Consider the following 16,413-nt stretch of genomic DNA (forward strand, 5'->3'; position numbering starts at 1 on the left):
TAGACATCAGGCCGGAGTGTTGATGGTGCTGTCCGGGTACCAGACGTCCATCAGCGGGCTGACGGTAATGTCGACCAGCTCATCGCGACCTTTCAGCCAAGCTTCAACCTGGGAACGCTGCTCTTCGCTGACCGAGCCACGCTTGGCCAGGCATACCAGACCATAGTCATCGCCGCCGACATAACCAAGACCATTGGCGGTCATGGCGTCACGCAGAAACTGATCGAGGAATGCATCAATGGCCTCTTCGGCCAGATCGTCTTTGAAGTTCAGGTTCAGCTCAAAACCCAGCTCCTGGAATTCATCCACGCAGAGTTTTTTGCGCAGACGGCGGGAACGGTTAGTAGCCATGGAACAATCCTCAAAAGTGATAACGCGCGGCACTTTAGCAGTTTGCCGAAGGAATTGCCCGCCTCTCTGCCAGCAGGGCGACAGGCGCCACACTTGAGCACGCATTATGCTGACAGCAGGACGGCGCACTCAGGACTAGCCTGGGGCATAATGTGCGGCAATTCGCAAAACCTCGACGGGATTTTCCGTACATGTCGCCCATGATTTTCACCCCTCACTTGGAGGGTATATGCCCATGATCAACACATTGCGCAAACTGGCCATCGCAGGCTTGCTCCTGCCCTTCGCATTGCCTCTGCATGCCGCAGTCAACAGCAGCCTGCCCGCCAAGGTTGAGCAATCGCTGAAAGCCAGCAAAATCAGCAGTCGATCCCTGTCGGTGGTCACCCTGCCACTTACCGGGCCGGGTACCAGCACCTTCTTCAACGCCGACGTGTCGATCAATCCGGCCTCGACCATGAAGCTGGTGACAACCTTTGCCGCGCTGGAACTACTCGGCCCCACACACCAATGGAAAACCGAGTTCTATACCGACGGCACGCTGAAAGACGGTGTGCTGCACGGCAACCTGTTCCTCAAAGGCGGTGGCGACCCCAAGCTGAACATGGAACGACTCTGGCTGTTGCTCCGCGACCTGCGAGCCAACGGCGTGCATCAGATTACCGGTGACCTGGTGCTTGACCGCGGCCACTTCAACCAGCCAACCCTGCCGACCTTCAACGATGACGGTGGCGACAGCAACAAACCGTACCTGGTCACTCCCGACGCATTGCTGGTCAACCTCAAGGCGCTGCGCTTCGTTGCACGTACCGACGCCGGCAAGGTGCACATCGCCGTCGAGCCACCGATTGCCGAGATTCGCATCGACAACCGGGTCAAGGCTTTACCTGCAGGCAAGTGCCCAGGCTGGCCGGATGTACGCTACAACCCGGTGAAACAGTTCGACGGCACCACCGTGATTGTCAGCGGCCAACTCGCAGAAGGCTGCAGCTCCCAGACCTATTTGTCCCTGCTCGACCATCCTGACTATGCAGCAGGGACCGTGCGGGCCATCTGGCAGGAACTGGGCGGCAAGATCCTCGGCAAGAATCGCCTCGCCGATGTGCCGAAAAACGCCCGCCTACTCGCACGCGCCTTCTCTCCAGATCTGGTGGAGATCATCCGCGACATCAATAAATACAGTAACAACACCATGGCCCGTCAGCTGTTTCTGAGCCTCGGCGCGCAGTTTCGCAATGAAGCCGACGGTGACGATGCCAAGGCCGCCCAGCGGGTAATTCGAGGTTGGTTGGCGCGCAAGGGCATTACCGCACCGCACCTGGTCATCGAGAATGGCTCCGGCCTGTCGCGTGACGAACGGGTCAGTGCGCGGGAGTTGGCGCAGCTGCTGCAGGCCGCCTGGAAAAGCCCCTACGCCGCCGAATTCATCAGCTCCATGCCGCTGGTGGCCATGGACGGCACCATGCGCAAACGCCTGCACCGCACGGCCCTGGTCGGCGAGGCGCATATTAAGACTGGCACCCTGAACAATGTCCGCGCCATCGCCGGCTTCAGCCGCGACAGCAATGGCAATAGCTGGGCGGTGGTGGCGATTCTCAATGATCCGCGCCCCTGGGGCGCCTCATCGATTCTCGACCAGGTGCTGATCGACCTGTATCGCCAACCTAAACTCTGAGCGCCGGAGCAGGTGGCTGCCGGGTTTATTAGCCGCGCACGCCACCTTCGCGCTCCCAGGCACAGCGCACCCGCAGCTCACCCTCTTGTGGGCTGTGGCAACCGTTGTCTGACTCCCAGCGAAAGGTATGAGTGCCGCTCAATTCGGTTTCCAGATGAACCACGGCACTGGCCCAGTACAAGCGCTTGAGCAGGGTCTCGAACTGCTCGACCCACAAGCCCCACTCGTACTCGACTGCGCGGTAACTGGCACCGAAGTGAATCACCTGCGTCTGGTACAAGCCTTCACCGGGCTGCTGGCAAAAGGCAAACATCTCGCGCCCGAGAAATGGCCAGGCCTCACCAGCCGGCAACTCAGCCAATACCCGATGGTTGATCTGACGACGCAGACGGCTCTGCGCCGGGCTGTCGGCAGGCCAGTCGCGAATGCAGCCATAGACGATCGATTCAGACTCCACATGAGTACTCCCGAAAATCAAGGCTGCCTTCTATCACAGCGCCGTTTATCGAGAAAGGAGCCACAGGGAAACTTTTTCACTTTGCCAGTCGACTCACACTCGCCTGATCAGCGATGGCGCGGAGCGCGGCGCATGACCCAGGCCAGCACTGTCATCAGCAGCGCCAAGCTGGTCAACACCATGAACGGCAATTGATAGTGGCCGGCCAGATCGCGTGCCAACCCAGTGAGAACTGGCGTCAGGCACGCCATGCTGTAGCCCATGCAGAGCATCATTGCGGTCCAACGGCTGACCGCCAGCGGCGAGCGCGCCTCGTAAAGCGGCAGCACTAGGGACAGGGAAAATGAACCACCGAGCCCGAAACCGATAGTCACAGCCCACAGCTCTGGAACGAAGGTCGGCACGAAGGTAATCATCGCCAGGCTCACGGACGACAACAATCCGCAGGCAACCAACAAGGCATAGCGATTGCCGAAACGCTGTGCCAACCAGGGCAACAGAAAAGCACTGGGCATGCCCATCAACATCGAGATACTAAACAGCGCATTGCTGTGCAGCAGCGTCAGGCCTGCCTCGTGGTAACGCGCCACCGCCCAGGTTGCCAAGGCATAGAACAGCCCGGCCTGAATCGCAAAAAAGCAGCTGATCAACCAGGCCCGCGGTTGATTCCATGGCAAACCGCTGCCGGCTTCTGCAGCATCTGCGGACTCCGCACGATTAGGCAGGTACAACCACAACAACAACCCCACTACCGCGGGCAAGGCCCAAACCGCCAACCCCTGAGGCCAACTGTCACCTAACAGTTGCGTCGCTGGCGCCGTCAGTACGGCGCCAGCAGCGCCGCCGACAGCCATGCTCAGGGAATACCAGCCGACCACCGTGCCCATCTGTCCCGCGAAGTGGCGCTTGATGAATCCCGACAGCAAGGGGCCGGCAATGGCAATGGCCGTACCGAGCAAAACCGCACTGGCAATCAACACAACACTGGACTGACCGGCCAGGCGCATCAATAACGCGACGCTGATCACCCCCATACACAAGGCAATGGTCCGCTCCAGCCCTACACGCATCGCCAGGCGCGGCGCAAAAGGCGCAAGCAAACCCATACACAGCACCGGCAATGCCGTGGTCAGACTGATCAAGCCACGACTGAGGGCCAGCTCTTCGGCAATCCGCTCAATCAGGGGTGCCAGGGAGGTGATACCGGGGCGCAGATTGATCGCCGCAATCACCAGAGCCAGCAATAGCAAAACTCTAGATGGCGCTTTCAATTGGCGCTGCCCAAGGAGGGTCGAAAATATAAGTGCAGACAGGCTTCTGGCAAGGTTTTCACTAAGCTTCCAACATCGTGACGACTAGACTGACAAGGCTCGCAACCCTAGCCCCTGGAAAGCCAGAGAGCAAGTCCGCAAGCACAAAAGCTGACCAAGCGATCAAGCTCAGCTCGTACGATCATTGTGGCCAAGATCACGCGCCGGATCGATCAAGTCGCGCAAGCGCTGCTTGAGTACCTTGGCCTCGGGAAAGCCGCCATCGGCCTTACGCTCCCATATCTGCACGTCATCGCAGGTCACGCGAAACACTCCGCCGGTACCAGGCTGCAGGCTGACCTTGCGCAAGTCATCGGCAAAGGTCGACAGCAGTTCCTGGGCCAGCCAGGCTGCGCGTAACAGCCATTGGCACTGGGTGCAGTAAGTAATGGTGACTTCAACTTTGCCGCTGGACATAACCACTCCGCCTACGCAAAAAAATGATGATACTCCCACCCCAGCTTGCAACGTAAAAAGGCCCGCCTACCTTGCGCAGGTAAGCGGGCCTTTCAGGTGAAAACCCAAGCAGCTAGAGGAAATGCCTTCAGGCAATTTTCGCCAACAACTCGCGGGCTTCCTGCCTCTGCTCATCATCCCCATCGCTGATGACTTCGTTGAGGATATTGCACGCGCTTTCCAGACTACCCTGCTCGATATAGGCCAGCGCCAAATTCAGCTTGGCCAGGTTGTCGTGGTTCCCGGCCAACTGTTCGAAGTCGTGCAACAGCGGACTGTCTTCGATAAGTGGCTGAGCGAGAAAGTCTTCGCCCAGATTTTCCTGCAACCAGTCGTCTGCCGTGGCCTCTTCAACCAGCATGGATTGGGCGAAGGGACTCCGCGCATCGCGATTGCTCGTCGGTTCAAACCCTACTGCGACATCGTCACCCTCGAAGCCATCGGACGTCGCGTCAGTACTTTTCTTACGCATGCTGGTTGGGAACGGACTGACCAGATCCCAATCTGCGTCCAGCGACAGGTCATCCAGATTAAGTTGAAAGTCATCCTCCAGCGCTTCATCTGCTGCGTGCGCTGGCGCCTGCAACTGCGACTCGTCCAGCACCAGCGCGGCATCGTCTAGCGTCTCGGCAGCCGCAGGGGCATCGAGCAACCTGGGGTGACGCGCCTTGAGCTGATCAATACGCGCAGCAGTGAAACCGGACGCACGCAAGACTGCTTCCTCTTCGGCAAAGGCCCGGGCATCACCCTGCTGCGCCAGCACTTCAAGCAAACGAAAGCGAATATCGCTGCGCTCTGGCTGCACATCCAACGCCTTGCGCAGAATCACTGCGGCCTCACTGAAGCGGCCATAGGCAATGTAGATATTCGCGCCTTCCAACGCGTCGACTGGATTGTTTGCAGCTGCCGATGCTGGAGTAGCACGAGCGGCCAAAGGAACGCTACGCAGCGGCGGCGTAATAGGTTCAGGCGCGATCACTAAGGGCTCAGCAGATACTGCCTGAGGGTTTTCTGGCGAAGGCGCGCGACGGCGGCGCCAAAACAGCCCAAGCAAGCCGACCAGCAACAAGGCCAGCGCAGCCAAAACGATGCTGAACCAGTTACGGCCCGGCGTCTCGCCGGACTCGTTCGGCACACCCACCGCAGGCTCTGCAACTACAGGCGCGGGAGGCGATTGTTCGACTACAGAGCGCTCGACCAACTGGGCTTGCAACTCGGCCAATTGCTGATCCCTGCCGCTCATCTGTGCCTGCAATTGCTGCACCTGTGTCTGCAGGTCAATAACGCTCTGTTGCAGCTTGAGATTTTCCTCGGCCTGACTAAGCAATTCCTGATCCAGGCGCTGCTGCATCAGTGCCACCTGCTCAACCTGCGGGTCAGCTGGCGGCTCTCCTGGCGCTTGAGCTTGCAGCTCAGCGCTGACATCAGTATCGGCGGTGACGCGCATGATCGGCGCACTGCCGGCTTGCGCTGTATCGGGGAGAAGCAAGTCGCCCCCCGCCTGCAGGCGGTTGATATCACCACGGGTGAATGCCTGCGGATTAAGCGCATGGATATCGCGCATCAACGCTTGCTGCGATGCCTGACTACCAGCGGCGCGCAAATCTGCCGCTATCTTCCACAGACTGTCGCCGCTGACGACCTGATACTGCGCGCCCGCATCAGCCACTGGCATGACGCGCGGCGCGGCGGGGGCTGGCGTTGACGTTGACGTTGACGTTGACGTTGACGAAGCCTGTGCACGCTCAGGAGAAGCTTGCACTTCTGGCGCGGCAGCAACGGTACGAAAAGCCGATGAATTGGGCGGGTCGAGCAACAGGGTGTATTCGCGCAACAACGCACCGTTGGGCCGCGCCACCTCGACAATGAAGTTCAAGTAGGGCTCGCGCACCGGCTGACTCGACACCACGCGGATCACGCTGTTGCCGCCTCGCAGCAAGGGGGTGAAACGCAGGTCGTTCAGGAAGAACAGGCGATCGACACCTGAGCGACTGAATACATCGGCAGATGCAAGCCGCACCAACAGATCACTGCTGGTCAAATCGGCGACTTCCAGCAATTCGATTTCAGCATCTAACGGCTGATTCAGGGCCGAATGCAGGGTGATTTCACCCAGCCCCAAGGCGGGTACTACCCCGGAATAAAATGCCGAACTTGAAGCAAGGCCGATCAGCAATTGCCGGACTCGAGACATGTTAACTCTCCCGCTGACTCCGCTCCCGAGTCGTTACACCACCCCACGCGCTGGCGTGCATATCCCTCAGTGGTGAAAACAGTGGGTGCAGCAAATTCTAACGCCGGGAAACATTCCATGTCGAACCCGGCTAGTGAGTGAGTATGGCTATGATCTACAGGGCTGCGCGAATTTGTGCGTTAGTAGTTACAAGGCAGGTTGCCATCATACGCAAAAGCGCAGGATGGCAGTCAATAAAATGGCTTTATCAACGTTATGCGCCAGATGCCGCTACCCGCCCCTTGCTCAGCCTAATTTAGCGACTGAAACACAGACCGTCATCCCGCAGGGCTCGCAGCACTGACTAACGGCTACATGGCCCGTAAAAGCGCCTTCAATAACCACCGGCATATTGCGTTAGCGGCGTGTCGGGCGCACGCGCCAAGCGGCTAGCACAGTCAGCGCGAAGACCAAGGCCATCAGCCAGAAACTCTGCTGGAATGCCATGGCCTCGGCGGCCGGATCGCCGCCTTCACGGCTGTGGCGCCACTCGAGAAAGAACGTCAGCAAGTTGACGCCAAAAGCTCCGCCGAGCTGCCGCACGAAGGTAATCGCACCCGCACCCAAGGCCAGCTCCTGGGCACTGAGGATGTCCAGCGACCCGGTGCTCAACGCCGGCAACAGCAGCCCCAGGCCAACCCGTCCAACACACGCCCAAAAGCACAGCACGGTGAACGATGCACCCTGCTCGAGCCAGCCCAGTCCTGCGCTAGACAGCGCGAAGATCAGCAACCCGCTGACCAGCAGCAAAGCCGCCGACTGCTTATCGCTGAGCCAGCCACCGACAAAGGAAGCAGCGCCCATCAGTACGCCGGTTGGCAGCAACAGCAAGCCTGCGCGCCCGGCGCTATAGCCTTCGACGGTTTGCAGGTACAGAGGGATGAGATAGGTCGAGCCATACAGGCCCATGCCCAGGGTCAGGGCCACCCAACTGGCATTGCGAAAGCCGGCATTACGCCATAAGCGCAACGGCAAAAGCGGTTTTTCGCTGTGCCAACTACGTGTGAAAAACCCGATGAATGCCAACGCACCCAGCAGACCGGGCAACCATACCCGCGGTGCCAGCCAGGCAAAACGCTGAGCCTCGGCCAAGGCGCCGAGCAAGGCAAACAAGCCCACGCACAATAAAATGAAGGCCCATACATCCAGAAAAGGCGTGGTTCTATCCCGCCGACTGGGCAACAACCACTGTCCGCCCAGCATCGCCAGGCCGCACATGGGCAATGGCATCCAAAATACCGCCTCCCAGCCGAAGTGATCGACCAGATAGCCGCCGATAGTCGGCCCCAGCGTGGGCGCAACCATCACCCCCAAACCATAGACCCCCAAGGCCATCCCACGGCCGCCGCCAACAAATACACGAAAGATCAGCACCACGGCTAAGGGCTGAACGATACCGGCGCACAAACCCTGAACGATGCGCAGGGCAATCAGCTGCCAGGCCTCATGAGCGACCAGTGCCAGCAACGAACTGATGACGAACAACAGCAAGCCGAACTGTGCGGTGCGCCTGGCACCAAAACGCGAATGAGCCCATGCGGCCAGTAACAGACCCGCCGTCATGGCCGCAAGAAAGCCGGTGGACAGCCACTGCGCTTGCGGCCGGCCAATCGAAAAATCCAGCATGATCGCAGGCAGAGCCACGTTGATACTGGTCGAAGCCAGCACCATGGCCATGCTGGCGATCATCAATATGCCCAACAACCAGCGCGGATAGCGCGCGCCAAAGCGGGCCTGCAGATCAGGCAGGTCCTGCCCCATCAACGTTTTTCCAGATTACCCAGAATCCGCGCATGCACCTGCTGGCAACGGCGCAGCTCTTCTTCATCGATACCCGCGAAGAGCTCTTTGCGCAACTGAGTGGAAATGGCCTCGATCTTTTCAATCAATGGTTGCGCGGGCGGGCTCAGGGCAATTTTCTTGGCACGCCGATCTTCCGGCACCGCCTGCCGGGTGACCAGGCCCTGGGCTTCAAGGCTGTCGAGCAAACGTGCCAGGGTTGGCCCCTCGACCCCCACGCTTTGCGCCAGCTCGCGCTGGGTCGGTAATTCGGCAAAGCGCGACAGGTGCAAGAGCACGAGCCAGCGCGCCTGTGACAGGCCGAGCCCGACCAGACGGCGATCAAGTTCGGCGCGCCAGGAGCGTGATAGCTGGGCTAACTGCATGGCGAAACGGTGTGGATCCAACTGCGACGGCGACTGCGACATGGCTAAAAGACTCTTTAAGTATCAAAAACTAACTATTAGCGAGCTAATCATAACCACAGCCTCGAGAGCAAGCCCTTGGACCCCTTCAATATTTACACCCTTCATATACCGACTCACGGCGAGGACTCGAACGCCGGTGATAGTCACTGGCGACAACACTCCACTGCCTGCTCGTGGTCGCGGGGCAGAAGGGTTCAGGCAGAGCTCTCAGCCGCCGAACTCAGCCTGCAACGCCGCGCGCACGCAGTACAACACGCCGTCCCCGGCGCGCCCAACGAACAACCGGCTGACTTCGGCCACCGGCGGCAGCTCGCCTTCTCCGTCGAGAAAAGCATCCTGGATCTCACCGAGCAGCTCTTCCGGCAGGTCCAGCGCTTGCTCCAGAGATAGCTGCTGGCGGCTAATGGCTTCGGCCAACATGCTGTAGACGTTCTTTTCGCTGCATTTGAGCTGGCCAGCGATCTGCAACGGAGTCATACCGGCGCGGGCCAGGCTGACCAATTCATGACGCAAGTCGAGCACCACCCGCGGCGCCTCGGCATTTCCACTCAGCACCTCAAGAAAAGCCTCGCCGTAGCGCTCCAACTTGCGCGCGCCGACGCCGCTGACCTGAGCCATTTCGGCAAGGCTGCCAGGCTTGCTGCGCAGCATTTCCAATAGCGTGGCGTCAGGGAAGATCACATAAGGCGGTACCGCATGCTCCTCGGCCAACTTGCGCCGCAGCGCGCGCAGGGCTTCCCACTGCTCGCGCTCGTCGCCACGCACCAGCTGGCTGGCAGCACTGCTGGAAGTTTTCGCCGTGTGTTGCGGTTTAAGGTCGCGGCGCAATTGCAAAGCCACCTCACCGCGCAACAAGGGCCGACAACTGTCAGAGAGACGCAAGCCGCCATAGCCTTCGAGGTCGACATCGGCCAGGCCGCGGGCCACCAGTTGACGGAATAACGAGCGCCACTCGCCGTCGCTGAGCGCCTTGCCGACGCCAAATACCGTCAGGTGCTGATGACCCAAACTGCGCACCTTGTCGTTATCACGCCCGAGCAAAAGATCGACCAGATGCCCAACGCCGTAGCGCTGACCGCTGCGATAAATCGCCGAGAGCGCCTGGCGTGCCGGCTCGGTGGCATCCCAGGTCTGTACCCCATCGATGCAGTTGTCGCAATGGCCGCAGGGATTGGGCATGTCCTCGTCGAAATAAGCCAACAGCGTCTGCCGCCGGCAGCGAGTCTCTTCGCAGAGCGCGAGCATGGCGTCGAGCTTGTGCTGTTCGACACGCTTGTGCCGTTCGTCGCCTTCGGAGTTGTTGAGCATCTGCTTGAGAAAAATCACGTCCTGCAGGCCATAGGCCATCCAGGCGTCCGCCGGCAATCCATCACGACCACCACGACCGGTTTCCTGATAGTAGGCCTCAAGCGATTTAGGCAGGTCCAGGTGCGCGACGAAGCGCACGTTCGGCTTGTCGATGCCCATGCCGAAGGCGATGGTCGCCACCATGATCAAGCCTTCCTCGTTGAGGAAGCGCTTCTGGTGATAGGCGCGCAACTCATTGGCCAGGCCGGCGTGGTAAGGCAACGCCGGGAACCCCTGCTCGCTGAGGAAAGCCGCCATATCGTCGACTTTCTTCCGTGACATGCAATAGACGATGCCGGCATCGCCCTTGCGCTCGGCGAGAAAGGCCAGCAACTGCTTGCGCGGCTGATCCTTGGGCACGATGCGGTAGAAAATGTTTGGCCGGTCGAAGCTGGAGAGAAAACGCTCGGCATTTTGCAGATGCAGGCGCTGCACGATCTCTTCACGGGTGCGCATATCTGCCGTAGCGGTCAGGGCGATGCGCGGCACAGTGGGAAACAGCTCGGCCAACTGGCCCAACTGCAGGTACTCCGGCCGGAAGTCATGCCCCCATTGCGATACGCAATGCGCCTCGTCGATGGCGAACAACGCAATATCCAAGCGCTGCAGAAACGCCAACATGCGCGGCTGCACCAAGCGTTCTGGAGCCAGGTAGAGCATTTTTATTTCGCCGCGGTTGATTCGCTCGGCGATCTGGCGCTGCTGCTCGGCATTCAGGGTGGAATTCAGGGCCACTGCCGCCACCCCCAACTCGTCGAGGGTGGCAACCTGGTCGTCCATCAAAGCGATCAGAGGCGACACCACCACCGCCAAGCCCTCGCGCAACAAGGCCGGCACCTGAAAACATAGCGACTTGCCACCGCCGGTTGGCATCAATACCAAGGCGTCGCCACCACCCGCCACGCGCTCGATGATCGCCCCCTGGCGGCCACGGAAGCTGTCATAGCCGAAAACGTCTTTGAGGATGCGCAGTGCCTGGTCAAGCATGAAAAGGTCTCCGAAACGAGCTGCGCAGTATACGCACCTGCTTGCCGGACTGAGTTTTGATATGTTTTCACCGGGCATTTGCCTAGAACTGTGGCCGCTGTAGCAGGTCTGGACTAGAATCCATCCTCGTTTACTTCTTCAAGGTAGCCCCACGATGTCCTTCGCCGAGCAACTGTCCCGCCTGCAAGCCTTTCTCGACGCCGATGAGCTGCACGAAGAGGCTCTGGACTACGTGGCCGCCCACGGCTACCTCACTGCCTTGTCGATCTGTCCCGAACCGGTACCGGAGCGTGAGTGGATCGATGCCCTGTTCTCCGAGCCACCGCATTACCGCAGTGACGAGGAGCGCGACGACATCGAAGCCACCCTGGTGCAACTGCAGACTCATATCGCCCGCCAACTGGCCAGCGATGACGATCCAGAAGTACCTTGCGAACTCGACCTCGGCGACGATCCAGACGACTCCGACCTGCGCGGCTGGTGCATCGGCTTCATGGAAGGGGTATTCCTGCGTGAATCCGTCTGGTTCGACGATGCCGAAGACGAAGTCAGCGAGCTGCTGCTGCCGATCATGGTCGCCTCCGGCTTGTTCGATGAGCAACCAGAGTTCACCGAAATCGCCAGCGACCGCGACCTGGTAGACAGCATGGTGGAGCAGATACCTGAACTACTGACCGCACTGTTTCTGCTGTGCCAGGCCCCGGAAGAAAAACCAGCCCTGCTCAAGCCTCGTCACCACTGAGTCTGCGCCAAGGCCATGGCGCATGACATAAAGGAAAACCGTAATCCACTGATACGCTATGCACTGCTGGCCTTGGGTTGGCTGTGCGTAGCACTCGGGGTGATCGGGATTTTTCTGCCGGTACTGCCTACCACGCCATTCCTGTTACTCGCCGCAGCCTGCTTCGTGCGCAGCTCAAAACGCTTTTATCTGTGGTTAGTGCTGCACCCCAGGCTGGGCCCATGGGTGCGCGACTACCTTGAAGGGCAGGGTATACCGCTCAAAGCCAAGGTCTACAGCATCGCCCTGATGTGGCTCAGTATTGCCCTCTCCTGCTACCTGGTTCCCCTGTTCTGGGCACGCGCCTTTATGCTGACCAGCGCAGTACTGGTCAGCATTTATATCCTCAAACAGAAAACCCTGCCCAACCGGCGCTAGCCACATGCGTTATTCAGCGCGCCACGCACGAGCATACGCACCGATTACACTGCTCACCGCAAAGTCGCTGCCCGCAGGAAAAGCCGCAGGCAGGACGGCGACGGTTTAGACGGTATCGACTTTAAGCGCATTATCATCGAGCAGACTGGTGATTATGCTGGCTTCACTGGCCGTGCCATAGAACGTCGACAAGTTGATGTTATCCAACACTATCTGCTGCTCTACTGGCCCGCCCACATTAGTACTCACTGAAATAGTGGTTGTCGTCCCGGCGAATGCGAAATCCAGGTAACTTTGCAGACTCGCGATACTTGTATCAGCACCGGTTAACAGTTGTGACAAGTCCAGAACATCCGAATCGCCGATATTTGATCCAATAAAAAAGTCGGTAATATGATCAACTCCACCACCCAGATGCCCTAACTGCCAAATAAAAGTATCTTGGCCAGCCCCACCACTCATGATATCGGCGCCCAAACCGCCGATCAGAATGTCATCGCCATCACCGCCCAATAGCGTGTCGTTACCCGACCCACCGAACAATACATCATTACCACTGCCGCCGAAGAGGGTGTCATTACCCTCTTGCCCATACACCAGATCGTTCCCCGCACCGGCATCAATGGTGTCATGACCGAGTGCACGTCCAGACTCTTGAGCGAGTTCATCCGCGTGAGTCAGGACATAGTCCAAGGTATCTGCGCGGGTCCATGTCGCATACCCACCCGCTCCGGCCCCGGCTTCCAGTAAAGCAAAAACCTGCCAACCTGCACCCGCCGAGGTGGGTAACGCCGCAGCAGCGGCCAGGATATCGGTGTACAACACGTCGCCGAAAATCAAGTCATCTCCAGCGCCACCCAAAATGGTGTCATTGCCTGCATCATAAAGCTGAACCTCAGGATTAAAATCGGCTAGCACACTCGCCAGTTGCTCACCGGTGGTGATATTACTGGCCACATCAGGGCTCACCGAGGAAAGTTCACCCTCGACCTGATTGAGAATATCAAGGGCCGCACCACCCACATTGATGCCAACAGCTTGAATCTGCCCAAAGCTCGCTTCGAGCAAAGCCACTTCGCTTACCGTGTCGTCATTCTGGCTGCCTGACGGATTGTGCGCACCCAGGACATGAGCAACCGCCGTGCTGGTAGCGCCATTAGTCACGGTATTGTTGAGGTTGGTCGAGTCACCGGCTAGCCAACTGTTCGGCGCACCATCAGAAACGAACACAACCTGATTGATCACATTTGCCCCTGTATGAGGGGCATCAGCCCCCACACTCGCGACCCAATTCAAGGCCACTTGCAGGCCCGCTTCATAATTGGTCCAGCCGTTGGTAGTCAGGCCGTTTACCGCATTTTGTGCAGCCGTAAGTTCTCCACCCTTGATATCGAAGACCCCAAGGCTCTTGGCCGAATTATTGAAGTCAATAAGCTGGATTCGCACATTATCGGCGGCGCTAACTGCGAGCCCCGCAAGCAGACCGTTAACCGCTAATTTGAGAGCGTCCATACGACTCATGATCGTCCCATTGAAGCTGATATCCGTCGTCATGCTGCCGGAGGAATCAAGCACAAGGATCATGTTGACATTTTTGCCTAGAAGATCACTACGCCCCTCATCCCCCACCAAAATATCATTCCCATCTTTACCCGTAATAACACCCGCCCCTGTCGGGGTCACATAAAGAAATGCACTTCCCGCCACATCGGCGGCATTGGAACCAACCACCAACTGGCCTGCAAACTGCGGCTGAAAAACAACGTCCAGAGTGGCCGATGCAGAGTCACCGTCGGCATCAACAACTCCGACTTGAAAAGACGTGCCTATTGGGTCTTCTTCGATACGGTCAACAATTGAGGAGCCATTCACCCGGAACCCAGCTCCCTCGGTATCGGAGAGATCGATTCGGGTTATCCCGGTCAACAATGTAGGAATAGTGGTCAGCACATTTTCGGTAAATACCGTTGCGCCACTCTCTGTAACGCTATTACCCAACGCGTCTTGACCATAAACAGTCCAATTGACTACGTTCGTTGAACCTGAACCCTGAATATCAATAGAAAACTGTGCGCTGACCACTGGACTGGTGAAGGTGAAGTAAAGTGCCACATCACTACTTATCCACTGACTGTCCGCGGCAAGGCCCTGCTGACTTGAATTCACTGTCCCGACCGAAGAATCTACCGACATAACGACAGTCTGTCCGGCTGGAATTGAGTCACCGGGTTTATAAAGGCCACCTGTATCCGTCACCAACAGGTAGTCCTGATTGCCGCCAATATTCTGATTAAACATCGCGCCGAATACCTGGACAGGGCCATCGAGCTTACCGGTCATATCGATTACATAATTACCGGCCACATCATAGGTCAGGGTAAAGATCAGCGACTGCCCTACCCCCCCGGTATAGTGCGCTGGCGTTGCGCTGGTAAAGGCGTAAAGCGTGCCCGTGTCGTCAGGGTTGACTGAGTAATAGACGGTATTACCGCCCGATGTTAGCGACGATGCGCCGAACGTGACACTGGTGCCATTCCAGCCTGCAATATTCCCGGTCAAATCAGCGCTGCCAGGCGCATCTGCGCCGATAACAGGATCAGAAGTCCCTGTCGCATAACCGGAAGGATCATTGCTCAGCGATGCCGGCGCAACAGTGGTAAGCGTCGGTACATCGTCAATGATCCGCACAATAAGCTCATCGCTGGCCGAACTGCCGCCGACGCCCAGCACACTGATCGTGATGCTGTCGTCGAAGTGTGTACCGGTGGCCCCCGTGTGACTGTCGTTGTCGATAGTCGCGCTCAGCGTGTAGCTGTAACTCAGCGTACCTGCACTGGCCGTACCGGTGTAATTAGTCAGCGTCAATAAGCCTTCGCCAGTGTTGATAACCTGATGACTCGCTGCCAAGGCCTGCAGTTGCGCCAGGTTCAGGCTCACCCCGCCGACCGTAACGCTGGCTATGCCGTCGGTGGCCGATACCGTGAAGCTGCCTCCAGTTGTTTCGCTGGTATCCGCTGCCGAAGTCAGACCTTTTTCGTAGACCGTTTCATCGGGCCCCTGAAGCGCAGCAGTCACTACCTGGGCGCTGTCATTTGCCCCCCGGATGGTGATCGTCAGGGTCGCAGTGCCTGGGTCGCCGTCGGCGTCCTGCATGGTGTAGCTGAAGGTTTCTGTGAGGCTCTCGCCTTCATCCAGGGCCTGGACTAGTGGATTGCTGTTGTCCAGCAGGTAGCTGTAGGTGCCGTTGCCGGTGTCGGTAAAGGTGCCGTAACTGGCCGCGGTACTGCTCCAGCTGACCAAGCTGATCGGCGCATCCGCGCCCGGTTGGCCGTTGGGGTGCAGGTCGTTGGTCAGCACGTTGCCGCTGATTGGCGCGATCGCGTCTTCGCCGATGCTGTTGCTGTCGTCGACCGCGTTCGGTACGTCGTCGACGATCTCGATAAGGATGCTCGCTGGCGCCGAGCTGGCCGTGCCATCGAAGACGCTGAGGCTAAAGCTGTCGGTCTCGATACCTGGGCCATCGCTGGTCGGGCTGGTCAGTTCATAGCTGTAGCTGGCCACACCGCTGGCCGCGTTGTAGGTGTTGATGGTCAGGGTGCCGTTGCTGCCGGCGAAGCTGCTGCCGGCCAGACTGGCGATGGCCACGGTGACACCGTTGATGGTTACGCTTTCAAGATCATCGAGGCCATCGGCGTCGCTCAGGGTGAAGGTGCCGCTGGCAAACTCACCGTTGCCGGCTGCCGCCGAGCCATTGGCCAGACCGGCTTCGAACACCTGATCGTTAGCACCGTCGTTGCCCGGATCAACGTTGACCAACGGCACATCATTGCTGCCGGTAATGGTGATCGTCAGGGTCGCAGTGTCTGGGTCGCCGTCGGCGTCCTGCATGGTGTAGCTGAAGGTTTCCGTGAGGCTCTCGCCCTCATCCAGGGCCTGAACCAATGGGTTGCTGTTGTCCAGCAGGTAGCTGTAGGTGCCGTTGCCGGTGTCGGTAAAGGTGCCGTAACTGGCCGCGGTGCTGCTCCAGCTGACCAAGCTGATCGGCGCATCCGCGCCTGGTTGGCCGTTGGGGTGTAGGTCGTTGGTCAGTACGTTGCCGCTGATTGGCGCGACCGCGTCTTCGCCGATGCTGTTGCTGTCGTCGACCGCGTTCGGTACGTCGTCGACGATCTCGATAACGATGCTCGCTGGCGCCGATGACTGTGTACCGTCCGAGGCGCTCAAGACGAAT

General features: G+C 58.8%; 12 protein-coding genes. 3 read left to right on the forward strand and 9 right to left on the reverse strand.

Annotated features, from left to right (window positions below; translation table 11 throughout):
* Nucleotides 1-6 precede the first annotated feature (6 nt).
* On the reverse strand, nucleotides 7-351 hold the full coding sequence (locus Q8K09_RS16225; RefSeq protein WP_305256025.1) for a YggL family protein: 345 nt from the start codon (nucleotides 349-351) through the stop codon (nucleotides 7-9).
* Between the two features lie 235 nt (nucleotides 352-586).
* Between Q8K09_RS16225 and dacB the strand changes: the two genes are divergently transcribed.
* Nucleotides 587-2,026, forward strand: coding sequence for a D-alanyl-D-alanine carboxypeptidase/D-alanyl-D-alanine-endopeptidase (gene dacB / locus Q8K09_RS16230; RefSeq protein WP_305256027.1), 1,440 nt, complete (start codon nucleotides 587-589; stop codon nucleotides 2,024-2,026).
* A 28-nt stretch (nucleotides 2,027-2,054) separates the two neighbouring features.
* Here the strand turns inward: dacB and Q8K09_RS16235 are convergent, their stop codons facing one another.
* From Q8K09_RS16235 to recQ, 7 genes are all read right to left on the reverse strand, one after another.
* Nucleotides 2,055-2,483, reverse strand: coding sequence for a hypothetical protein (locus Q8K09_RS16235; RefSeq protein WP_305256028.1), 429 nt, complete (start codon nucleotides 2,481-2,483; stop codon nucleotides 2,055-2,057).
* Between the two features lie 107 nt (nucleotides 2,484-2,590).
* On the reverse strand, nucleotides 2,591-3,724 hold the full coding sequence (locus Q8K09_RS16240) for a CynX/NimT family MFS transporter (protein ID WP_305256038.1): 1,134 nt from the start codon (nucleotides 3,722-3,724) through the stop codon (nucleotides 2,591-2,593).
* Between the two features lie 198 nt (nucleotides 3,725-3,922).
* Entirely contained in the window at nucleotides 3,923-4,210 is a 288-nt protein-coding gene (locus tag Q8K09_RS16245; protein ID WP_305256029.1) for a SelT/SelW/SelH family protein, read from the reverse strand.
* A gap of 127 nt (nucleotides 4,211-4,337) precedes the next feature.
* Nucleotides 4,338-6,443, reverse strand: coding sequence for a FimV/HubP family polar landmark protein (locus Q8K09_RS16250; protein WP_305256030.1), 2,106 nt, complete (start codon nucleotides 6,441-6,443; stop codon nucleotides 4,338-4,340).
* Nucleotides 6,444-6,839: 396 nt separating this feature from the next.
* Nucleotides 6,840-8,243: a DHA2 family efflux MFS transporter permease subunit gene (locus Q8K09_RS16255; protein ID WP_305256031.1), complete on the reverse strand. Its 1,404-nt coding sequence runs from the start codon at nucleotides 8,241-8,243 to the stop codon at nucleotides 6,840-6,842.
* On the reverse strand, nucleotides 8,243-8,689 hold the full coding sequence (locus tag Q8K09_RS16260; RefSeq protein WP_305256032.1) for a MarR family transcriptional regulator: 447 nt from the start codon (nucleotides 8,687-8,689) through the stop codon (nucleotides 8,243-8,245). Before Q8K09_RS16260 ends, Q8K09_RS16255 begins: the two co-directional genes overlap by 1 nt.
* A 207-nt stretch (nucleotides 8,690-8,896) precedes the next feature.
* On the reverse strand, nucleotides 8,897-11,023 hold the full coding sequence (gene recQ / locus Q8K09_RS16265) for a DNA helicase RecQ (RefSeq protein WP_305256034.1): 2,127 nt from the start codon (nucleotides 11,021-11,023) through the stop codon (nucleotides 8,897-8,899).
* A 154-nt stretch (nucleotides 11,024-11,177) separates the two neighbouring features.
* Between recQ and Q8K09_RS16270 the strand changes: the two genes are divergently transcribed.
* Both Q8K09_RS16270 and Q8K09_RS16275 read left to right on the forward strand, forming a co-directional pair.
* The gene (locus tag Q8K09_RS16270) at nucleotides 11,178-11,765 is read left to right on the forward strand and encodes a YecA family protein (RefSeq protein ID WP_305256035.1); all 588 of its coding nucleotides are present in this window, start codon (nucleotides 11,178-11,180) and stop codon (nucleotides 11,763-11,765) included.
* A gap of 15 nt (nucleotides 11,766-11,780) precedes the next feature.
* A complete protein-coding gene (locus Q8K09_RS16275; protein WP_305256036.1) occupies nucleotides 11,781-12,182 on the forward strand; it encodes a YbaN family protein in 402 nt (133 codons plus the stop codon).
* A 105-nt stretch (nucleotides 12,183-12,287) separates the two neighbouring features.
* Here the strand turns inward: Q8K09_RS16275 and Q8K09_RS16280 are convergent, their stop codons facing one another.
* On the reverse strand, nucleotides 12,288-16,406 hold the full coding sequence (locus Q8K09_RS16280) for a VCBS domain-containing protein (RefSeq protein WP_305256037.1): 4,119 nt from the start codon (nucleotides 16,404-16,406) through the stop codon (nucleotides 12,288-12,290).
* Nucleotides 16,407-16,413: the final 7 nt, after the last annotated feature.

The organism is Pseudomonas sp. (genome assembly GCF_030683065.1).
Taxonomy (GTDB): domain Bacteria; phylum Pseudomonadota; class Gammaproteobacteria; order Pseudomonadales; family Pseudomonadaceae; genus Aquipseudomonas.